Here is a 17450-nt window from a genome sequence, read left to right on the forward strand (position 1 = left end):
CCCGCCCACCTCCACTCCGCAGAAAGCGAACGATGAACGCACCCCTCTCCCGCCGCACGGTGACCGCCTCCCTCCTCGCCGGTGCCGCCGCCCTCGGCACCACCGGTGTCGCCGCCGCGGCCGCCCGTCCCGTCGAGCCGCGGTGGCGGCCGGTCAGACCCACCGTCGTCCTGATCCACGGCGCGTTCGCCGACGCCTCCAGCTGGAGCGGCGTCGTGCGGCGCCTCCAGCGCGACGGCCACCGCGTCCTCGCCCCGGCGCTCCCGCTGCGCGGGCTGACCAGCGACGCCGCCTACATCCGCAGCGTCATCGACAGCGTGTCCGGGCCGGTCGTCCTCGTCGGACACTCCTACGGCGGCGCCGTCATCAGCCAGGCCGCCGCCGACGCCCCGCACGTCAAGGCGCTCGTCTACATCGCCGCCTTCGTCCCCGACGTAGGCGAGAGCGCGCTCGGCCTCACCGACAAGTACCCCGGAAGCACACTCGGGCAGGCCACCGCCCCCCAGTCCTACCCGCTGCCCTCGGGCGGTCAGGGCACGGAGCTGGTCATCAAGAAGGAACTGTTCCGCGAGCAGTTCGCGGCCGGGGTGCCCACCAAGACCGCGCAGGTCATGGCCGCGGGACAGCGCCCGATCACCCTCGCCGCGCTCCAGGAACCGGCCACCGCCGCGGCGTGGAAGAAGATCCCGAGCTGGTACCTCGTGGCCACCGAGGACCGCAACATCCCGCCGGCCGCCGAGCGGTGGATGGCCCGCCGCGCCCGCGCCCGCACCGTGGCGGTCCGCGCGCCCCACGCCGTGTCCGTGAGCGACCCCGGCCCCGTCACCGACCTCATCCTGCGCGCCTCCCGCGCGGTCCGCCCCGGTCGGTGAGCGCGGCCCTCCCCGTCACCGGACGGGCGAGCAGCCCCGGCCGGCCACAGAGAAGAGCACAGAGCATGCCGAGTCCCACCCCGCTGCCACGGCGGCGCCACCTCCTCACCACGGCGGTCGTCACCGCCGTCGCCCTGACCGCGGTCGTCGGCCACGCCCACGCGGCGCATCCCCCGAGGCCGCCGGTGTCCCACGTGCGCGTCGTGGCGCACCTGGACAAGGCCGACGGACAGCGCCCGGAGAACATCACCCTCGGGCCGGGCGGCACCGCCTACGTCACGTTCGCCTTCAGCCGCCAGGTCGCCCGCATCGGCCCCGACGGCCGGGCGCGCGTCCTCGCCACCCTGCCGAAACCCCAGGACGGCAGCAGCACCCCCGTCCTGACCTCGCCGTTCCTCGGCGGGATCGTCCGCGCGGACGACGGAACGCTGTACGTCCTCTACGCCACCGGCAGCCGCGACCTGACCGGCGTGTGGCGCCTGCGCCCGGGCGGCACCCCGCAGCGCATCGCCGCGCTGCCGCCCGAGGGCCTGCCCAACGGCCTGGCCCTCGACGCGCGCGACGGACAGCTGTACGCCACCGACTCCGTGCTGGGCACGGTCTGGCGCGTGCCCACCCGCGGCGGCACTCCCACCCGGTGGGCCACCGCCCCCGAGCTGGCGCGCACCGGCTTCCTGGGAGCCAACGGCGTGAAGATCCATCACGGCGCGGCCTGGGTCACCAATCTGGACAAGGGCACCGTCCTGCGCATCCCGATCGCGCGCCACGGCGCCGCGGGCCCGGTGGAGGTCCGGGCCACCGGGCTCGTCGACATCGACGACTTCGCGTTCACCGGCCGCGGCGACACCCTGCTTGCCGCGATCAACGCGGACAACGAAGTCGCCCTGGTCCGGCCGGACGGCCGGCACACCACCGTGCTCACCGCCGCCGACGGCCTCCAGAACCCGACGTCCCTCGCCGTACGCGGCTCCAAGGCGTACGTCACCAGCGGCGCCTACTTCACCGACGAGGACCCGAACCTCCTGACCGCCCGGATCACCTCGCGGAAGTGACGGGAGTGCTCGCGTAGACGTCCTCGACGTAGCGGCCCGCGGCGACCAGACCCTGCCACCAGGCCTCGGCCGCCGCGGCGTCGCCTCCCTCGCACTTCGTACGGATGCGCTGGAACGCCTGGCGCACGCCGGGGGCCATCCGGGAGCCGTCACCGCAGACACGCACCGTCGCCCCGGCCTCCAGCAGGCGCCAGACCTCCTCGGCCTCGGCCGCGATCCGGTGCTGTACGTAGCGCAGGTCGCCCTCGGGGGTCTTGGAGAACGCGGGCCGCATGGACACCGCGCCCGCGCGCTCCGCCTCCTCCAGCTCCGCGCGGTGCAGATAGTCGGCGTCAGGATGGTCACAGCCGAAGTAGCAGAGAGCGGGAGGCAGTTGAGCGCCGCCACGCAGCCGGTGCAGGCGGTCGGCGATCGCCCCGCGGAACGGCGCGAGGCCCGTGCCCGCGCCGACCATGATGACCGGCGTCCGCCCGTCGCCGGGCAGGCGGAAGGCGTCCCGACAGGGCTGCACGCGCGCGTGCAGGGTGTCACCGGGCCGCAGACCGTACAGGTACGAGGAGCCCGTGCCGCGGAAGGTGCCGCGACCGGAGCGGTCCGGGGCCGACAGGAGGGAGACCATCAGGTCGGCGTGGCCCGGTGACATGGCGGGCGACGACGAGATCGAGTAGTGGCGGGTCCTGATGGGCGGCAGCAGTTCGAGCAGCACGGGCCACGGCAGCATCCCGCGCAGCGCCGGGTGGTCCTCGATCAGATCGAGCAGACCACCCTGCCGGGCCGCCAACGCCATGGGGTCGGCGGCCAGTTGCTCCAGGGAGATCCGTTCGGGCGGGCACGGGTTGTGCTCGGCGAGCAGCGCGACCTGCGCCTGGGTCGGTGCGTCGCCCAACTCCACGTAGCGGGCGAGGAGTTCACGTACGGGGATCGGACGGTCGAGCGGCAGGGTGGCCCGGCTTGGCCGGTGCGCCCGGACATTCAGGACCGCGTCCAGGTCGACCCCCAGCACGGCCGCCGCGCGCTCGACCGCCTCCGGACGGTTGGCGGGGAGCACGGTCAGATGGTCCCCGGTGCGGTAGGTCACGCCGTCGGGGAGCGCGACGCGCAGGAACCGCTTCGGGCGGGCGAGCGGGTGCGTCCCGTCGACGAGGTCGGTGCTCTCCACGACCGTCATCGCCGCTGTGCCGTGCCGGGCGGCCAGCGCGTCCAGCGGCCCACCGGTGACCTCCACGACGTCGTACGCGCAGGCCGGGGCGGTGGCCGCGGCGTCCGCTGCTCCGACGCTCTCCGGGTCGCCGTACCGCCGCAGCAGCGTGTCCCGCAGCTCCGTGGCGAAGTGCCGTACCGCACCGGTCAGGTCACCGGAGGCGTCGGCCTCCGCGCGCTTTAGGAGCCGGGTCGCCCCCGACGCGGCCAGCGCGTCGTCGATGAGGGTGGGCACCCGCTGATAGGTCGCCGCCCAATTGCGGTCCCCGACACCCAGAACCGCGTACCGCACGCCGACGGCCGCGTCCGGTGCCGCGTCCGTCAGCCAGGACACGAACGCGTGGGCGTCGTCGGTCGGTTGGCCGTTGTAGGAGGCGGCGACGATCACCACCGGCGTGTCGGTGGGCAGGGCGCCGACGGCTTCGTCCAAAGGCGCGACGCGCACGTCGAAGCCGAGGTCGGCGGCGTGCTCGCCGAGCTGCTCCGCGTACGCGCGACAGGTCCCGAAGTTGGAACCGTGCAGCACGGTCAGCGCGGTGCCCGCCGTGACCCGGGCCGGCAGCCCGTCGGCGGGACGGTCCGCCGCACCCGCCGAACCATCCGTGCCGGTGAGGGAGACCAGCTCGCGCAGGGCGGACCGGCTCCGCGCGCGGTCCTCGGGGGTGCGTGCGGCGAGGGCCATCGTGAAGCCGTCGGGCTTGAGGGTGAGGGTCTCCTTGACCTTCAGCTCGTAGCCGCAGTGGTCGATGAACCGGTAACGGTGGATGAGCATGCCGAGCAGCATCGTGGCCTCGTGCAGCGCGAACTGCCGCCCGATGCAGGCGCGTTCACCGGTTCCGAACGGCTTGTACGCGTGCGGGGAGCGCGCCGCCTCGGCCTCGGGGGCGAAGCGTTCGGGGTCGAACTCCTCGACGTTGTCGCCCCACACCGGGTCGCGGTGCAGCATCGGCGTGAGCACCACCGCGAACTCGCCGGCCTTCATCGGATGGCGCCCGCCGAGCACCGTGTCGGCGAGCGCGCGGCGCTGGAACGCGGGCGCGGTCGGCCAGAGCCGCAGCGTCTCGTTGAGCACCTGACGGACGTACCGCAGGCGGCCCACGTCTTCGTACGACGGCTCGGGATCGGGGGTGTCGCCCCACAAGGCGTCCACCTCGGCCTGCGCGCGGTGCAGGGCCGCCGGGTTCTTCAGGAGGTGGTAAAGGGCGAAGGAGAGCGTGCCCGAGGTGGTCTCGTGCCCGGCGATCAGGAAGGTGATGACCTGGTTGCGGATGTTGGCCTCGTCCAGCACCTCTCCGCTGCCCGGGTGCGGGGAGTTCAGCATCAGACCGAGCAGGTCGTCGGTGGCGGTGTCGCCCGCCGCCTTGCGGCTCTCGATGACCTCGTCGACCACCTCGGCCAGGAAGGCGGCGTCGGCGGCGAACTCCGCGTCCTCGGCGGCGTAGTCGCCGCCGGGCGTCCGGGCCAGCTTCGCCTGACTGTGCCCGAGCGAGCGTACGAGCGCCTCGACGAAGGGATGCGGATCGGTACGGGCGAAGGAGTCGAAGTCGTAGCCGAAGCCGGACAGGCCGATGGTGTCCAGGGTCATCCTCGTCATGTCCTCCGACACCTCCACCGGAGCGGACCGCGCCGCGCCCGGCGCGAACCGGCCGTCCCAGGAGGCGATGAGGCGCCGGGCGACCCGCAGCATGTGCGGGTGGTACGTACGCATCGAGTTCATGGCGAAGGCGGGCAGCAGGATGTCGTGCGCCTTCGCCCAGTTGGGCTCGTCGTCGTACGCCGTGAACAGGCCGTCGCCCGCGATGCCGCGGACGTTCTCCAGCGCCGGACCGACCCCCTTGGCGAAGCGCGTCTCGTCGGAGAGTTCCTCGACCAGCTCCAGGGAGGAGGCCCAGAGGCTGTCCCGGCCGTGGTAGCGGCGGACGTAGAGCGGGCCGTACCGGCGCGCCAGCTCCACGGCCTGCTGAACGGGGGTGCTGCTCAGTCCCGTTGCCGTGATGTCGACGGTGGGCGGTGCGGGGTACGCGGGGTCCGGGGCGTTCCGGGGGCCGTGGACCTCGACAGTGGGGGATTCGCTCATGGCCAGTGCCTCTTCCCAAGGACGTGGGGGAGTCGCGCCCGACGTGCTGGACGCGCACTCCACCGTGCCGCGCCCCCGACGTCCGCCCGCCGCGAGAACTACATAATCTTGTAGGGGGCTTTTCCGCGCCGCCGCTTGCGCGGACCGGGGTGACATGTGTGAGGGGGAAAGGACGGAGAGGAGACGGGGCGTGACCCGAACAGCCGGTGGGCCGGGCGCGGATGGGCCGGGCGGCGGTGACGCGGTGGACCCGGACAGGCCGAAGGTGGCGGACGCGGCGGTGTGGCGGGGCAGGTTCCTGAGCCTGCTCGACCGCTCCCCGGCGCCGACCGCCATCAGCAGCGGCGAAGGACTGGTCTCGGTCGCCAACCCGCCCTTCGCCGCGGCGCTCGGCCTCCGGCCGGGCCGGGTCGCCAACCGCATGCTGCTCGACCTGCTCACGCCCACCAACAGGAAACAGCTCCGCAAACTCGACGAGGCCATGCGCTCCGGCCGCAGGTCCCGCTACCCGGTGGAGGTGAGCTGGACCGCCGGGGACGAGGTCCGCCACGGCCAGGTGACCGTGGAACCGGTCACCGACCCGCTGGAGCAGACACCGCCCCTGTTGGTGACGTTGCGCGTGGCGCAGGAGCGGGCCCCGCGGCCGTCCGGGCCGGGCGGCGCGACGCGTCCCGGCGAGGCGGACTCCGCGCATCCGGCGCTCAGCGCGCAAGAGGCCCGCATCCTGCGGCTCGTCGCGGGCGGCTCCACGACGGCGGTCGTGGCGCGCGCCGTCGGGATCGGCGTCGACGGCGTCAACTACCACCTGACCCGGTTGTGCCGCCGGCTGCGGGTCCAGAACCGGACGGCGCTGGTGGCCCGGGCCTACGTACTCGGTCTCCTGGACGCGACGGCGTGGCCGCCTGAGGTGTCACCACCCACCGCCCGGCAGCCCCCGCGCCCCGGCGATCGCGGCGGGGGCCGCGTGGGGGGCGGGAGTTGACGAGCTGCTCTGCACACACTTATGCGCGGGCGGACCGGGCCAGGACGTGTAGGGGGCGGTCGCGCGGATGATGACCTTCAGTCGCGACCGAGTCGGGGCGGGTGTGCCCCTGGTCCGGGCGGATGTCTCCTACGGGGGCGCGGTTGTCGTCGTGGCTGTCCTGCCCCGGCAGAGGACCGCGCGCCCGGCGACGCGGCGTCCCGCCCGGGCGGTTAACCTGGTGTGAGCGGTGATCTTCCCGGGGCATAGGCCCGCCCGGCCTCCTGGGCGCCGCGCGGCGGTGGGGCCCGCCGTACCCGAACCGCGGCGAAGGATGCCGCCGACGGTCCCTACTTGCGAGCGAGTGCGTCCGGCGACGGGCGACGCGAGTAGGAGGCGATGCCCATGGAAGCCCAGCGGTCCGGAGCGGTCGACGAACCCGCGGATGCCGACCCCGACCTCTCCACCCCCGCACGGCGGCCTCGGTACGCGCCGACGCGGGAGCAGGGCCCGGTCATCGCCGCGGTGGCGGTGGGCGGCGCGCTCGGGGCATCGGCGCGTTACGGCGCGTCTCTCCTGTGGCCCGTGGCCGCCGACGGCTTCCCCTGGTCGACGTTCGCGGTCAACGCGGTGGGATGCGCGGTGATCGGCGTCTTCATGGTGCTGATCACCGAGGTGTGGGCGGCACACCGCCTGGTGCGGCCGTTCTTCGGCACGGGCGTGCTCGGCGGCTTCACCACCTTCTCGACGTACGCGGTGGACATCCAGCGACTCGTGAGCGGCGGCCACGCCCGTACGGGGCTGGCCTATCTGGCCCTGACGCTGCTCGCGGCGCTGGCGGCGGTGTGGGGCGCGGCGTGGACCACGCGCCGCCTGGTGGGGTGGAGGCGGTCATGACGAGGCCACACGCACCGGCCGCTCTCCAGGGGGAGGCCCGGTGAACTGGCTGGCCATGGGACGGGGGGAGGCCCGGTGAACTGGCTGTTCGTGATCGCCGGGGCGATGATCGGCGCCCCGCTGCGCTACCTGACCGACCGCGCCGTGCAGAGCCGCACCGGCACCCTCTTCCCGTGGGGCACCTTCACCGTCAACGTCGTGGGCAGCCTGGTCCTCGGCGTACTCGCAGGGGCCACCGCGGCGGGCGCCGCCGCCACCTCCACGCAACTGTTCCTCGGCACCGGCCTGTGCGGGGCCCTCACCACGTACTCGACCTTCTCGTACGAGACGCTGCGGCTCGCCGAGGGCGGGGCACGGTTCTCCGCGGCGGCGAACGCGCTCGGCAGCGTCGCCGCGGGCCTCGGCGCGGCCTTCTTGGGGGTGGCCGTCGCCGAGGCCCTGTGGCTGTGACGCGCGCTTCGACTGCCGGGGGGGGGAGGGCAGTCCACGCGACGCAGCCTGTCAGGGGCGGATCTTCAGCGCCGAGGAGACCTCCGCCGCCCACTTCCAGGGCGCGGCCGTGCCGCCGGGTCGGGAGTTGAAGTACTCCCAGCCGGCCACCCCGCCGAAGCCCGGGTACTTCGAGGCGAGGGCGCCGATCGTGGACTTCAGCGTCGTCATGCCGACATAGCCGCTGCCGCCGTTGTCCGGTGACGTGAGCGTTCCGGCGACCACCTTCGAGGCGGGAATCAGGCCGCGGGCGATGATGGCGTCGTAATCGGCCGTGGAGTGCACGCGGCCCCAGCCGTTGTAGAACTGCGCGTTGAACCACGCGATGTCACCGCCCCGGCTGCGGTAAAGGGCGTCGTAGTCGAAGCCGGAGAGATTTCCGCCGCCGCTGAGCGCACTGGCCACCGGCGCGAGCGTGATGATGAAACCGGCGCCGAAGTCTGCGCGCAGCGCACTGATGACCCGCTCGATACCAACCAGCGACATCTGCTCTTCCACGTCGAGGTCGACGCCGTCGAGTTCGTACCGCCGAATGAAGTCCCGCAGCAGCGGGTAATACGTGTCGAATTCCTCGTCGAGCCGGGTGAAGCTGCCGGGCGCCGCGCCACCGACCATCGCCAGCACGTGCACGCCCTGGCCGCGCAGGGTCTTCAGGTCCCGCCACATCCAGTCGTACTTGGCGGCGCTCGGCGGGTCGTCGTTCAAGTGCACCGGCGCGTATGGGCCGTTGAGGTCGTTGAGGTGCACCGCGGCTACCAGCACGTCCGTGACGCCGGTGCGGCGCTCGGTGAGCGCGAGCGGTGACACGTACGTGCCGTTCGTGTACTGCGTCTGGTAATAGACGACCACGCGTCTGCCCGCCGCGGACGGTTTCCCCGCCGCCATCGCCGTACCGCCCGACGCGGCCGTGAGAGCCAGTGCCGCGAGCAGGACGCTGCGCCTCTTCATGCTCATCTCTCCCCTGATCGAAGTCGCCGCAATTCTTACGGGGGCCTGCGGCGAATGGCTAGGCCGAGACAGAGCTAATGCGCATTAGTTTCAGTGGCCGCCCTCACGCCCAAAAGACCTCACGACCGCACGACCTCACGACCGCACGACCTCATGACCCATGACCTCATGACGGAGCTGCACGACTCCATTGCCGAAGGTGTGGGTCCCGGCGAGCCGGAGGCCGGCACGCACGTCCGGTGCCCGGAACATGGGCTTGCCGCGGCCGATCACGACGGGGTGGACGTAGGTGTGGATCTCGCCGATCAGGCCCAGCCGCAGGAAGGACGCGGCCAGGTCGGCGCCGCTGATGACGAGGTCCCCGTCAGCCTGCTCCTTGAGGGCCCGGATCTCCTCGGGCACCACCTCGCGCAGGATCGTGGTGTTCCAGCCGGCCTCGCGCAGGGTGCGGGAGAACACGTACTTGGGCATGTCGCGCCAGATCCCGGCGTAGTCCACCTCGATGTCGCCGCTCGCCGGGTCCTGGTCGGCGGTGGGCCAGTACTCGGCCATGAGTTCCCAGGTGACGCGGCCGTGCAGGATGCCGCCCATCACGCGGACCTTGTCATTGAAGTGGCGATGCACCTCGTCGTCCACGAGGTGCCAGTCGAGTTCGTGGTTCGGCCCTTCCATGAAGCCGTCCAGGGAGACCGACATCATCCAGATGATCTTCCGCATCACGGTCGTACTCCTCGCGGTCGTCGCCGCCGCGGTCGTGGCGGCCGTGGCGCCTGCCGTGACGACGACGATACGCGGGGGGTGGGGGGCCTTGCCGGGCGGAGTACTGGTGGGAAGGGGTGCTGCCAGGAACGGCGTGCCGCAAGGGCGAGGCTGCTGTCAGGAACGGCGGCCGAAGTCTCCGCCCAGCGCCGCGGCCATCCGCAGGTGCGGGGCCGCGTCGGCCGCCCGGCCCTGCCGCTCCAGCGTGCGCCCCAGCATCAGCCGGGCGTAGCTCTCGACCGGGTCGAGTTCGAGCACCCTCCGCAACTCGGCTTCCGCACGCAGCAGTTGCGCCGAGTGGTAGTAGGCGCGGGCGAGCAGCAGACGCGGGGCGACCTGCTCGGGCACCTCGTCGGCCAGGGCGGCGAGGATGCCCGCGGCCGTCGTGTACTCCTTGGCCTCGAAGAACTGCCCCGCACGCTCCCAGCGCTCCGCCGCGGTCCCGTGGTCGTAGTAGGTCATCTCCATTGTCTGCCTCCTTCGGACGCTGCAACGAAGCCGTATGGTTGAGTATTCCACTAACGGCCCGGGTGACGGGCGGATGGCTCCTGACGGATGGTGGCTCCTGACGGATGACTGACGTGCGGCGGCCACAGGGCTAGGTTGGGCGGCATGAGCAATCTTGATCGCGAGGCGGTGCCGAGCAGGTGCGGCGGCCGGGGTTTTGTCGTCGCGGAACCGGTACGGGAACTCCTCAGCCCCCGTCGGGTCAAGCTCGGCGAGTCCACCGAGGTCCGCCGCCTGCTGCCCAACCTGGGGCGCCGCATGGTCGGCGCGTGGTGCTTCGTCGATCACTACGGCCCCGACGACATCGCGGACGAGCCCGGCATGCAGGTGCCGCCCCATCCGCACATGGGCCTGCAGACGGTCAGCTGGCTGCACGAGGGCGAGGTCCTGCACCGCGACTCCACCGGCAGCCTCCAGACCATCCGCCCGCGCGAGCTGGGCCTGATGACCTCGGGCCGCGCCATCTCGCACTCCGAGGAGAGCCCGCGGGCCCACGCCCGCTTCCTGCACGGCGCACAGCTGTGGGTCGCGCTCCCCGACACCGACCGCCACACGGCCCCCCACTTCGAGCACCACGCGGAGCTGCCGCGGATCACGGCCCCCGGCCTGACCGCGACCCTGATCCTCGGAAGCCTCGACGGGGCCGCCTCGCCCGGCACGACGTACACCCCGATCACCGGCGCGGACCTGACGCTGGCCCGTGGCGCGGACGTACGCCTCCCCCTGGAGCCGGACTTCGAGTACGCGGTCCTTTCCATGTCCGGCGAGTGCCACGTCGACGGCGTCCCGGTGCTCCCCGGCTCCATGCTCTACCTGGGCTGCGGCCGCACCGAACTCCCGCTGCGCGCCGAGTCGGAATCATCCCTGATGCTCCTGGGCGGCGAGCCGTTCGAGGAGGAGCTGGTGATGTGGTGGAACTTCGTCGGCCGCACGCAGGCAGACATCGAGCAGGCGCGCAAGGACTGGATGACGGGCTCCCGCTTCGGTGAGGTGAAGGGGTACGACGGCCCCGCGCTGCCCGCACCGGAACTGCCGCCGGTAGCCCTGAAACCGCGGGGACGGGTGCGCTGACCTAGGGCGATGGGTGACGCCCGCCGACTCGTGGACGATGGCGTGGCTGTTCGCTGACCAGTGCCTGCCGGGGCTCCGTCGCGCGGTCAAAGTGGAGATGGGGCTGGGGCTACGTGTGCCCTTGTCAAGGAATAGAGCGTCGAAAAGCGGAACTCGGCTCTGGCGGCACAGCATCGTAGGTCAGCGGGTTCTTCGTCTGCTAGGTATACAGCAGTTGCACCCTGGCTGACCTGGTAAAACGATGCTCCTTGAACCTCCCACACGGAGGCTGGTCCGGAGCTGGTCCGGATCTTGGTAGCCGCTGCATAGGCGACAGGGGCCGTAACAGTGGGAACTGGTGGAATGGACCGGGAGCAGGGACGGGACCCCCGATGGCTGTCGGCGAGTGCCGAGCCTGGGCGGTTCAGTGCGGCGGCGTCCTGGGGGGCCAGGGAGTCACAGCCGGGCGGCACCAGCTGAGCAGGACGGGAGATGCTCAAGCACGTCACGAGGTAACCGCGACCCGCCCAGCCGTGACAGCTCAGCTGCGCCGGCTGCTACCGCCGAATGACGGAGCGAATCCAGCGCAGCTGCTGGGAGACCTCTCCGGCCTCGGCGCTCTTCTCCCGGTCGGAGCCGTTGAAGACGCCGATGAGGGTTTCGGTGCCGCGCGGGCCGACGGTCATCACCGGACCGCCGGAGTCGCCCCCAGCGGGAATGCCCTTCACCTTCTTCATGCAGAAGTCGGGGCCGCCCGGTGCGGTGTGACCCGCGCACAGGGGGTCGTTCGGCCGTACGACCTTCAGGTCCGACTGCTTGAGGACGGGAGACTGGCAGGCGCTCTCGTCCGTCGTGCAGGTGGCGCCCCACCCGTACTGCCGCACGGCCTGGCCGCGATGGACGCCGACCGAGGACAGGCGTGCCGTGGGGATATTCATCGGAGGGACCTTGACGAGCATCATGTCGGCGTGTGCGCTGCCCACGCGCTTGCCGGGTATGGGGCGGACCTTGGTGCCCCTGCGCATGTCGAGGTTGCCCACCCGGAAGGAGATCCGCTTGTCGGCGACCGGCAGCGCCTGCTCGTAGAAGCAGTGGGAGGCGGTGAGAATCCACTGGCGGGCGACGGCTGTCCCCGTACACGCCGGTTTGCCGTCAACGAGCATGCGCACCGCCCATGGGCCGTAGGTGCTCTTCGACCCGCCGATGACGGCCGAGGCCGGAGCGGACGACATCACCGAGCCCATGACCAGCGCCAAGGCGGTCAGCAGCAGTACACGAACGCGACGCATCAACTGGGACAACTCCTCTCAGGGGTACAGCTGTACGGCTGTACAGGTAGTGAGAGGCCCCGCTGAGCAAAAGCGTTCCGCACGAGCCCTACGACATCGGAAGAGATGGATGGCAGGCTCTGCGGACCCCGGCCCGCGGCGGCACAAGACCCCGCGGAACAACCGATTCCGTCGGATGGGGAGTGAGGCGTTGAATACCGGGTCGCGCACAACGCACGGGTGTGGGACTACCGGATTGGCGGGAAAGACCACTACGAAGTCGACCAGCAGGTCGGTGACGAGGTCTGCACGATGTTCCCGGTGATCCGAGAAGTGGCCCGCGCGGACCGCGACTTCCTCGGCCGCGCGGTCCGTTTCCTGACCGCCGGCTGAGGAGTGCGGCAGTTTGGACATCGGCACCGGATTGCCGACCCTGACAGCCACGAGAGCGCCCCACGTCTTGGTGCGCCGGAACGTGATGCCGCGGCGGGCAGTCCGCTGCAGCTCCTTCCCCTCCTGCTCGGTCAGCCCTCGTACCCGAACTGCTGCGCCACCCTGCCTCCCCGCCCCGATCGGACATGCCGTCACACCCAACCGGAACGACACCTCCAGTGGCGTGCTCGGTTCTGGGCGGCCGGGCCTGCGTCAGCGCCCCTTGCGCCTGCTCGGCCGTCGGGCGGGGTCAGTCGTGCGGCACGACCGCGACCGGGGCCGTTGAGTGATGCAGAACTGCATGGGTGACGGCCCCGATGTGGGTGCCGAACCGTCCATGGCGCACCTTGCGGCCGACGACGACGAGCCGGGCGTCGTGCGACAACTCCGTCAGGTGCTCCGCCGGACGGCCCTGACGGCAGTCGCGCACCACGGGTACGCCAGGGAACTTCAGGGGCCAGGCAGCCAGCGTCTCGTCGAGCGACCTGCGTGCGTCTTCGGCGACCTCCGTCATGAGCATGGGCAGTGCACCGCCCATGTCCGGCCCGTATACCGCCGGCAGGGCCCAGCTGTGCACCACGCGCAGATCGCATTCGTACCGGTCGGCGGCGGCGAAGCCGAAGGCGAGCAACTCGTCGCTGGGGGCCAACACGTCAAGTCCGAGCACGATCTGTCCGCCTGACCGGTCCTCCTCGAGCTCTGAGGGACTGGATGGGCGGACAAGAACGACGGGCCGCTGGGTGCGGGCGAGCACGGCCAGCGAGACGGACCCGGCGAGGAAGCCGGCCACCCCGCCCAGCCCGCGGGAGCCGAGCACCAGCAGGTCCGCTTCGCCGACAGCAGCGCACAACACCTCGACCGGGTCTCCGCTCACCCATGCCGTCTCGACGTTCAGGCCGGGATGGCGCCGCCGCAGCCGTCTTTCGGCGGTGGCCAGAGTGCGCTCACCCCACCCACGAGCCGTTGCGGGATCGACGAGACGTGTGCGCGGGTCATCGACACTCCATACCTGCAGCAGGCGCAGAGGCACCGCGCGGCGCAGGGCCTCTTGGGCGGCCCACTCCGTGGCGGCAACGCTTTCCCGGGATCGGTCGTGGCCGACGGTGACGGTGCGGGAACATCGGGGACTCCGTAGGGTGGGCGGCCCTGGGGGGCCGGGTGTGGCTTGTTTCGGGGGTGCCTTCAACGACTTCAGTGGTCGGTTGGGGTGTGATCCCCACAGGGGGCCGGAGGTCCCGCTCACGGGCCAAGGGGCCTCACGGCCGCTCATGATCGCCGGGTTTACGGCCGCTTGGGGGCCGGGTGGCCGGGACTCAGGGCCGACCGGCCCTCGGCGGATGGCCGCCTCCTCCCGGATGCTTGACGAGAGAAGAGGGACGGCCGCCGCGGCCGTGCCCGTCGAGCCGTATGGAGGCATCCCCATGACCAGCGCCATCACTGTAGGAGTGGACGGCTCCGCGGAGAGCTTGGCGGCGGCCGACTGGGCGGCGGACGAGGGGTCGCGCTGCGCGGGATGCCGCTGCGCATCGTGCACGCCTGGCTGTGGCAGCCGCTTGACGTCCCCGTCGTCCAGGACCGGGACGCCCAGGCCGAGTCCGCCCGCACCGTGCTCCGTGAAGCGGAGACACGCGTCGCCGGCCGTTACCCGGCCCTCAAGGTCACCTCGGAAGTGGTCCACGACACCGCGGTCGCCACGCTGCTGAGGGAGGCCGAGGCCTCCGAGATGCTGGTGCTGGGTTCGCGGGGGCACGGGGCGCTCGTCGGCTTCCTCCTCGGCTCCTACGGACAGCAGGTGATCGCCGCCGCCGAGCGGCCCGTCGTCTCGGTGCGCTCCCAGGACGGACGAACCCCGGCGCAGGACGGCGAGATCCTCGTGGGCCAGCAGGGCACACCGGAGGAGAGCGGCTCGGTGCTCGGCTTCGCCTTCGAGGAAGCGGCCGCACGCGGCGCGGCTCTGCGTGCGGTACGGGCCTGGAGCCTGCCGTCGCTCTACGCATACAGTCCCGGTTCGATGCGCTTGGCGGACGAGGCGGGAGGACTGGAGTCCTTCGAGAAAAAGGCTCTGGCGGAAGCACTCGCCCCATGGCGGGCGAGGTACCCCGCCGTCCCGGTGACCGAGCACGTCGAGATCGGCAGCGCCGGCCAAGTATTGCTCTCGGTCGTGGCGAACGCGCAGATGCTCGTGGTCGGCCGACGGACGCGCCGCGCGCCCGTCGGTACCCGCATCGGGTCGGTCGCCCACGCGGCACTGCACCACGGTCCCTGCCCCGTCGCGGTCATACCCCACGGCTGAGGACTTTCGTAGCGGGGGCGCACCACGCGGTCGGTCCCCGCCACGAGGGCGGCACCGGCAGCCCGGCAGCGGCAACCGGGCCCCCTTGCCCGCCGCACCCGTCGGCAATGACCACCAGATCAGCGCCGTCGGGTGTCTCCGTCACGGTGTGCCCGAGCTGAACCAGCACTCCTGCTACCGCAGCCTGCACGACCGCCTTCATGCTGTCGCTGCTCACCGCGCAGCCGGCCTGCTCACGGGCCGGCGAGGTGAACCCGGCGGAGGCCGTCCAAGTGGCCAGAGCGCCCACGGCCGCCTTGGCCACCGCAACCCCAAGGCACCCGCGTCGGGGGTCCTTGGCGGCGGCAAGAGCCTTCCGGTACGTCGAAACCTGCCTGGATGAGGGTGAAGCTCACCTGCGAGACGAGCTCAGCAGGTGCGCATGCCCACGGCGGGTCGCCTGCCCGCAGAAGGCGGATCGTTCCGCCTGGTTCTTCATGGCGCCGACGACCGGCGCGGTGGCCCGGGCTAGAAAGCCTCCGAGCGGCGATACAGACCATCAACCTCTACCGGGACCGCGGGCGCCCGCCGCCTCCCGCCGGGTCCCCCTGATCGGCCTGGGCGGCCAGCGCCTGGGTGGCGATGACGGCGGCCTGCACCCGGCGTTCCACACCCAGCTTGGCGAGCAGCCGGGAGATGTTGTTCTTGACCGTCTTCTCGGCCAGGTACAACCGTGTGCCGATCTCCCGGTTCGTCAGACCCTCTCCGACGAGGGCGAGGATCTCCCGCTCCCGATCGGTCAGTCCGGGCAAGCCCTGAGGCCGTTCCTCCTGCGAGGACCCGCCACGAAGCCGGGCCATCACCCGTGCCGTGGCGCCGGGGTCCAGCATGGACTGGCCGGAGGCGACGGGGCGCACGGCATTGACCAGGTCGGTGCCGGTGATCTGCTTGAGGACATAGCCGGACGCACCGGCCATGATCGCGTCGAGCAAGGCCTCCTCGTCGTCGAACGACGTCAGCATCAGGCAGGCCAGGGTCGGGCATGCGGGAGCGCAGCTCGCGGCACACGCTCACGCCGTCCCCGTCCAGCAGGCGCACGTCGAGGACGGCGACCTGCGGCCGCAGTGCGGGGACGCGCACCAGCGCCTGTTCGGCCGTACCCGCTTCCCCGACGACGGTCAGGTCGGGCTCGGCGTCCAGCAGGTCGTGGACGCCGCGACGCACCACCTCATGGTCGTCGAGGAGGAAGACCCTGACCGGCTCCTTCTCGGTGAGGCCGCTGCTGTCCGTCATCACACTCTCCGTGTTCGCCGAAACGTCCGCCCCGAAGGCGGATGCGTCAGCGTCGTGCCGCTTCACCGGGCCCTTCGGCCAGGGCCGGATGGCCCTCACCTCTTCCGGGCAGGCCCCGTCCACGTCGGTAGCCCGCTGCTGTGGAGCCCCACGCACCGCTCCCTGGGGCCACCCCGAGCGGGGTAGCACGGCGTATGTGAAGCGCCCGCATGTCGCATGTATCCGGCCATGGGTACCGCGGCGACGGAACAGCGCAGACACAGGGACCTTCGGCCCTGCGGGAGGGGCCCGGCGGACCTGCCGCCCACAAGGGCGTTCTGGTGGGCTTGCTCCGCCGGCACAGCCGGGGCAATAGCACCACTGGACCACAGCACGACGGCCGTCGCCATGGCCGGGGAACTCGACCTGTACGCCGTCGCCCACATCGAGTCGGCGTTGGCTCACGTCACGCGGGACGCGGAGCGCGAACTGGTTCTCGACCTGGCGGCTGTCACTTTCTGTGACAGTTCTGGCGTCGCGCTCCTCCTCCGCACGCACCGTCGCTGTGCGGCGGCTGGTGTCCGCCTGAGTCTGTGCCGCATCCAGCGGTTTCCCGCCCGTGTCAGCCGCGCTCTGGGGGTGGATCGCACCGTGCCCTGCTCCTTCGCCTGATCAGGCCGGAGAGACGCGGGGCTGTCGACTGCGGCGGGCAACCGGCCTGCTGGAGAGGCCCGTTCGGCCCTATCGCGGCAGCGAGTACCGGAACACGCTGGCGGAAGACAGCGAAGTGGCTCTGAACCGGGACTGGCACAGAAGGCGGGCACCATGAAGGACGAAGCCATACGAGGAGCGGTGGCCGGCCACCGTGAGGCGATGGCTCGGCACCCCGACGGATCGGGCAGCTCGACAGGACCGAGGCTCTGCGCCGGCTCGGCAGTGTCTCGCTCGGGCGCATCGTCTTCACGCACCAGGCCCTCCCGGCCATCGTCCGGTCAACCACCTCATGGACGGTGAGGACATCATCGTCCGGATGCCCGACGGCGCCACGCTCGCCTCCATCGTGACGGCCACCCATGCAACCGATGTCGTGGTGGCCTACGAGGCGGACGTCATCGACCCCGACACCCACATCGGCTGGAGCGTCGTGGTCACCGGATACGCCCACCGGATCACCGACGACCGCGAACTCGCGCGCTTCGCCGCCCGTCTGCGCCCCTGGGCGGAACGCCCAGTCAAGGATGCGGCGTTGCGCATAAAGCCGAACCTGGTCACGGGCTTGCGGCTCACCGGCTAGGGCCCGCGAACGGCGCACGGCCAGCCCCCACGGGCTCGGGCAGGCCCTGACAGCGCAGCCGACGGTTATCCGGTGAGGTCAGCGGAGAGCGGCGCTCGCC

Annotated in this window: 13 protein-coding genes and 4 pseudogenes; 10 read left to right on the forward strand and 7 right to left on the reverse strand. The window is 71.7% G+C overall.

What is annotated here, in order from left to right; translation table 11 throughout:
• The first annotated feature begins 32 nt into the window (after positions 1 to 32).
• Together J2N69_RS34015 and J2N69_RS34020 are read left to right on the forward strand one after the other, a co-directional pair.
• Positions 33 to 872 carry an alpha/beta hydrolase gene (locus J2N69_RS34015; protein ID WP_230904160.1) on the forward strand — a complete coding sequence of 280 codons (840 nt, stop codon included), beginning with the start codon at positions 33 to 35 and terminating at the stop codon, positions 870 to 872.
• 65 nt (positions 873 to 937) lie between these two features.
• Positions 938 to 1924, forward strand: a complete 987-nt coding sequence (locus J2N69_RS34020) for a hypothetical protein (RefSeq protein WP_230904161.1) — start codon at positions 938 to 940, stop codon at positions 1922 to 1924.
• Here the strand turns inward: J2N69_RS34020 and J2N69_RS34025 are convergent.
• Positions 1908 to 5201 carry a bifunctional cytochrome P450/NADPH--P450 reductase gene (locus J2N69_RS34025; protein WP_230904162.1) on the reverse strand — a complete coding sequence of 1098 codons (3294 nt, stop codon included), beginning with the start codon at positions 5199 to 5201 and terminating at the stop codon, positions 1908 to 1910. The genes J2N69_RS34020 and J2N69_RS34025 overlap by 17 nt on opposite strands.
• Before the next feature lie 190 nt (positions 5202 to 5391).
• Here J2N69_RS34025 and J2N69_RS34030 point away from each other — a divergent pair, with 190 nt between their 5' ends.
• From J2N69_RS34030 to crcB (J2N69_RS34040), 3 genes are all read left to right on the forward strand, one after another.
• A complete protein-coding gene (locus tag J2N69_RS34030) occupies positions 5392 to 6183 on the forward strand; it encodes a PAS domain-containing protein (RefSeq protein WP_230904163.1) in 792 nt (263 codons plus the stop codon).
• Between the two features lie 384 nt (positions 6184 to 6567).
• Positions 6568 to 7059, forward strand: a complete 492-nt coding sequence (crcB, locus tag J2N69_RS34035; RefSeq protein WP_230904164.1) for a fluoride efflux transporter CrcB — start codon at positions 6568 to 6570, stop codon at positions 7057 to 7059.
• A 75-nt stretch (positions 7060 to 7134) separates the two neighbouring features.
• Positions 7135 to 7509, forward strand: coding sequence for a fluoride efflux transporter CrcB (gene crcB, locus J2N69_RS34040; RefSeq protein WP_230904165.1), 375 nt, complete (start codon positions 7135 to 7137; stop codon positions 7507 to 7509).
• A 51-nt stretch (positions 7510 to 7560) separates the two neighbouring features.
• Here crcB (J2N69_RS34040) and J2N69_RS34045 read toward each other — a convergent pair whose 3' ends face one another.
• The 3 genes from J2N69_RS34045 to J2N69_RS34055 all read right to left on the reverse strand — a co-directional run bounded on the left by J2N69_RS34045 (position 7561) and on the right by J2N69_RS34055 (position 9723).
• Positions 7561 to 8496: a glycoside hydrolase family 18 protein gene (locus J2N69_RS34045; RefSeq protein WP_230904166.1), complete on the reverse strand. Its 936-nt coding sequence runs from the start codon at positions 8494 to 8496 to the stop codon at positions 7561 to 7563.
• A gap of 135 nt (positions 8497 to 8631) precedes the next feature.
• Positions 8632 to 9213 carry a dihydrofolate reductase family protein gene (locus J2N69_RS34050; protein WP_230904167.1) on the reverse strand — a complete coding sequence of 194 codons (582 nt, stop codon included), beginning with the start codon at positions 9211 to 9213 and terminating at the stop codon, positions 8632 to 8634.
• Positions 9214 to 9372: 159 nt separating this feature from the next.
• Positions 9373 to 9723 carry a tetratricopeptide repeat protein gene (locus J2N69_RS34055; RefSeq protein ID WP_230904168.1) on the reverse strand — a complete coding sequence of 117 codons (351 nt, stop codon included), beginning with the start codon at positions 9721 to 9723 and terminating at the stop codon, positions 9373 to 9375.
• A 144-nt stretch (positions 9724 to 9867) separates the two neighbouring features.
• Between J2N69_RS34055 and J2N69_RS34060 the strand changes: the two genes are divergently transcribed.
• Positions 9868 to 10833 carry a pirin family protein gene (locus J2N69_RS34060; protein WP_230904169.1) on the forward strand — a complete coding sequence of 322 codons (966 nt, stop codon included), beginning with the start codon at positions 9868 to 9870 and terminating at the stop codon, positions 10831 to 10833.
• Between the two features lie 536 nt (positions 10834 to 11369).
• Here the strand turns inward: J2N69_RS34060 and J2N69_RS34065 are convergent.
• Positions 11370 to 12101, reverse strand: a complete 732-nt coding sequence (locus J2N69_RS34065) for a S1 family peptidase (RefSeq protein WP_408056850.1) — start codon at positions 12099 to 12101, stop codon at positions 11370 to 11372.
• A 219-nt stretch (positions 12102 to 12320) separates the two neighbouring features.
• Between J2N69_RS34065 and J2N69_RS34070 the strand changes: the two are divergent.
• Positions 12321 to 12470, forward strand: a pseudogene (locus J2N69_RS34070) (SAM-dependent methyltransferase); the annotation flags it as partial.
• A 292-nt stretch (positions 12471 to 12762) separates the two neighbouring features.
• Here J2N69_RS34070 and J2N69_RS34075 read toward each other — a convergent pair.
• On the reverse strand, positions 12763 to 13947 hold the full coding sequence (locus J2N69_RS34075; RefSeq protein WP_330166863.1) for a universal stress protein: 1185 nt from the start codon (positions 13945 to 13947) through the stop codon (positions 12763 to 12765).
• Here J2N69_RS34075 and J2N69_RS34080 point away from each other — a divergent pair.
• Positions 13934 to 14805, forward strand: a pseudogene (locus J2N69_RS34080) (universal stress protein). The gene J2N69_RS34075 and the pseudogene J2N69_RS34080 overlap by 14 nt on opposite strands.
• Positions 14806 to 15350: 545 nt before the next feature.
• Here J2N69_RS34080 and J2N69_RS34085 read toward each other — a convergent pair.
• A pseudogene (locus J2N69_RS34085) lies at positions 15351 to 16077 on the reverse strand (response regulator).
• Positions 16078 to 16305: 228 nt separating this feature from the next.
• Here J2N69_RS34085 and J2N69_RS36590 point away from each other — a divergent pair.
• A complete protein-coding gene (locus J2N69_RS36590; RefSeq protein ID WP_330166844.1) occupies positions 16306 to 16728 on the forward strand; it encodes an STAS domain-containing protein in 423 nt (140 codons plus the stop codon).
• A 221-nt stretch (positions 16729 to 16949) separates the two neighbouring features.
• A pseudogene (locus tag J2N69_RS34095) lies at positions 16950 to 17350 on the forward strand (pyridoxamine 5'-phosphate oxidase family protein).
• The last annotated feature ends 100 nt before the right edge of the window (positions 17351 to 17450 follow it).

This window comes from Streptomyces huasconensis, assembly GCF_021028635.1.
GTDB lineage: Bacteria > Actinomycetota > Actinomycetes > Streptomycetales > Streptomycetaceae > Streptomyces > Streptomyces huasconensis.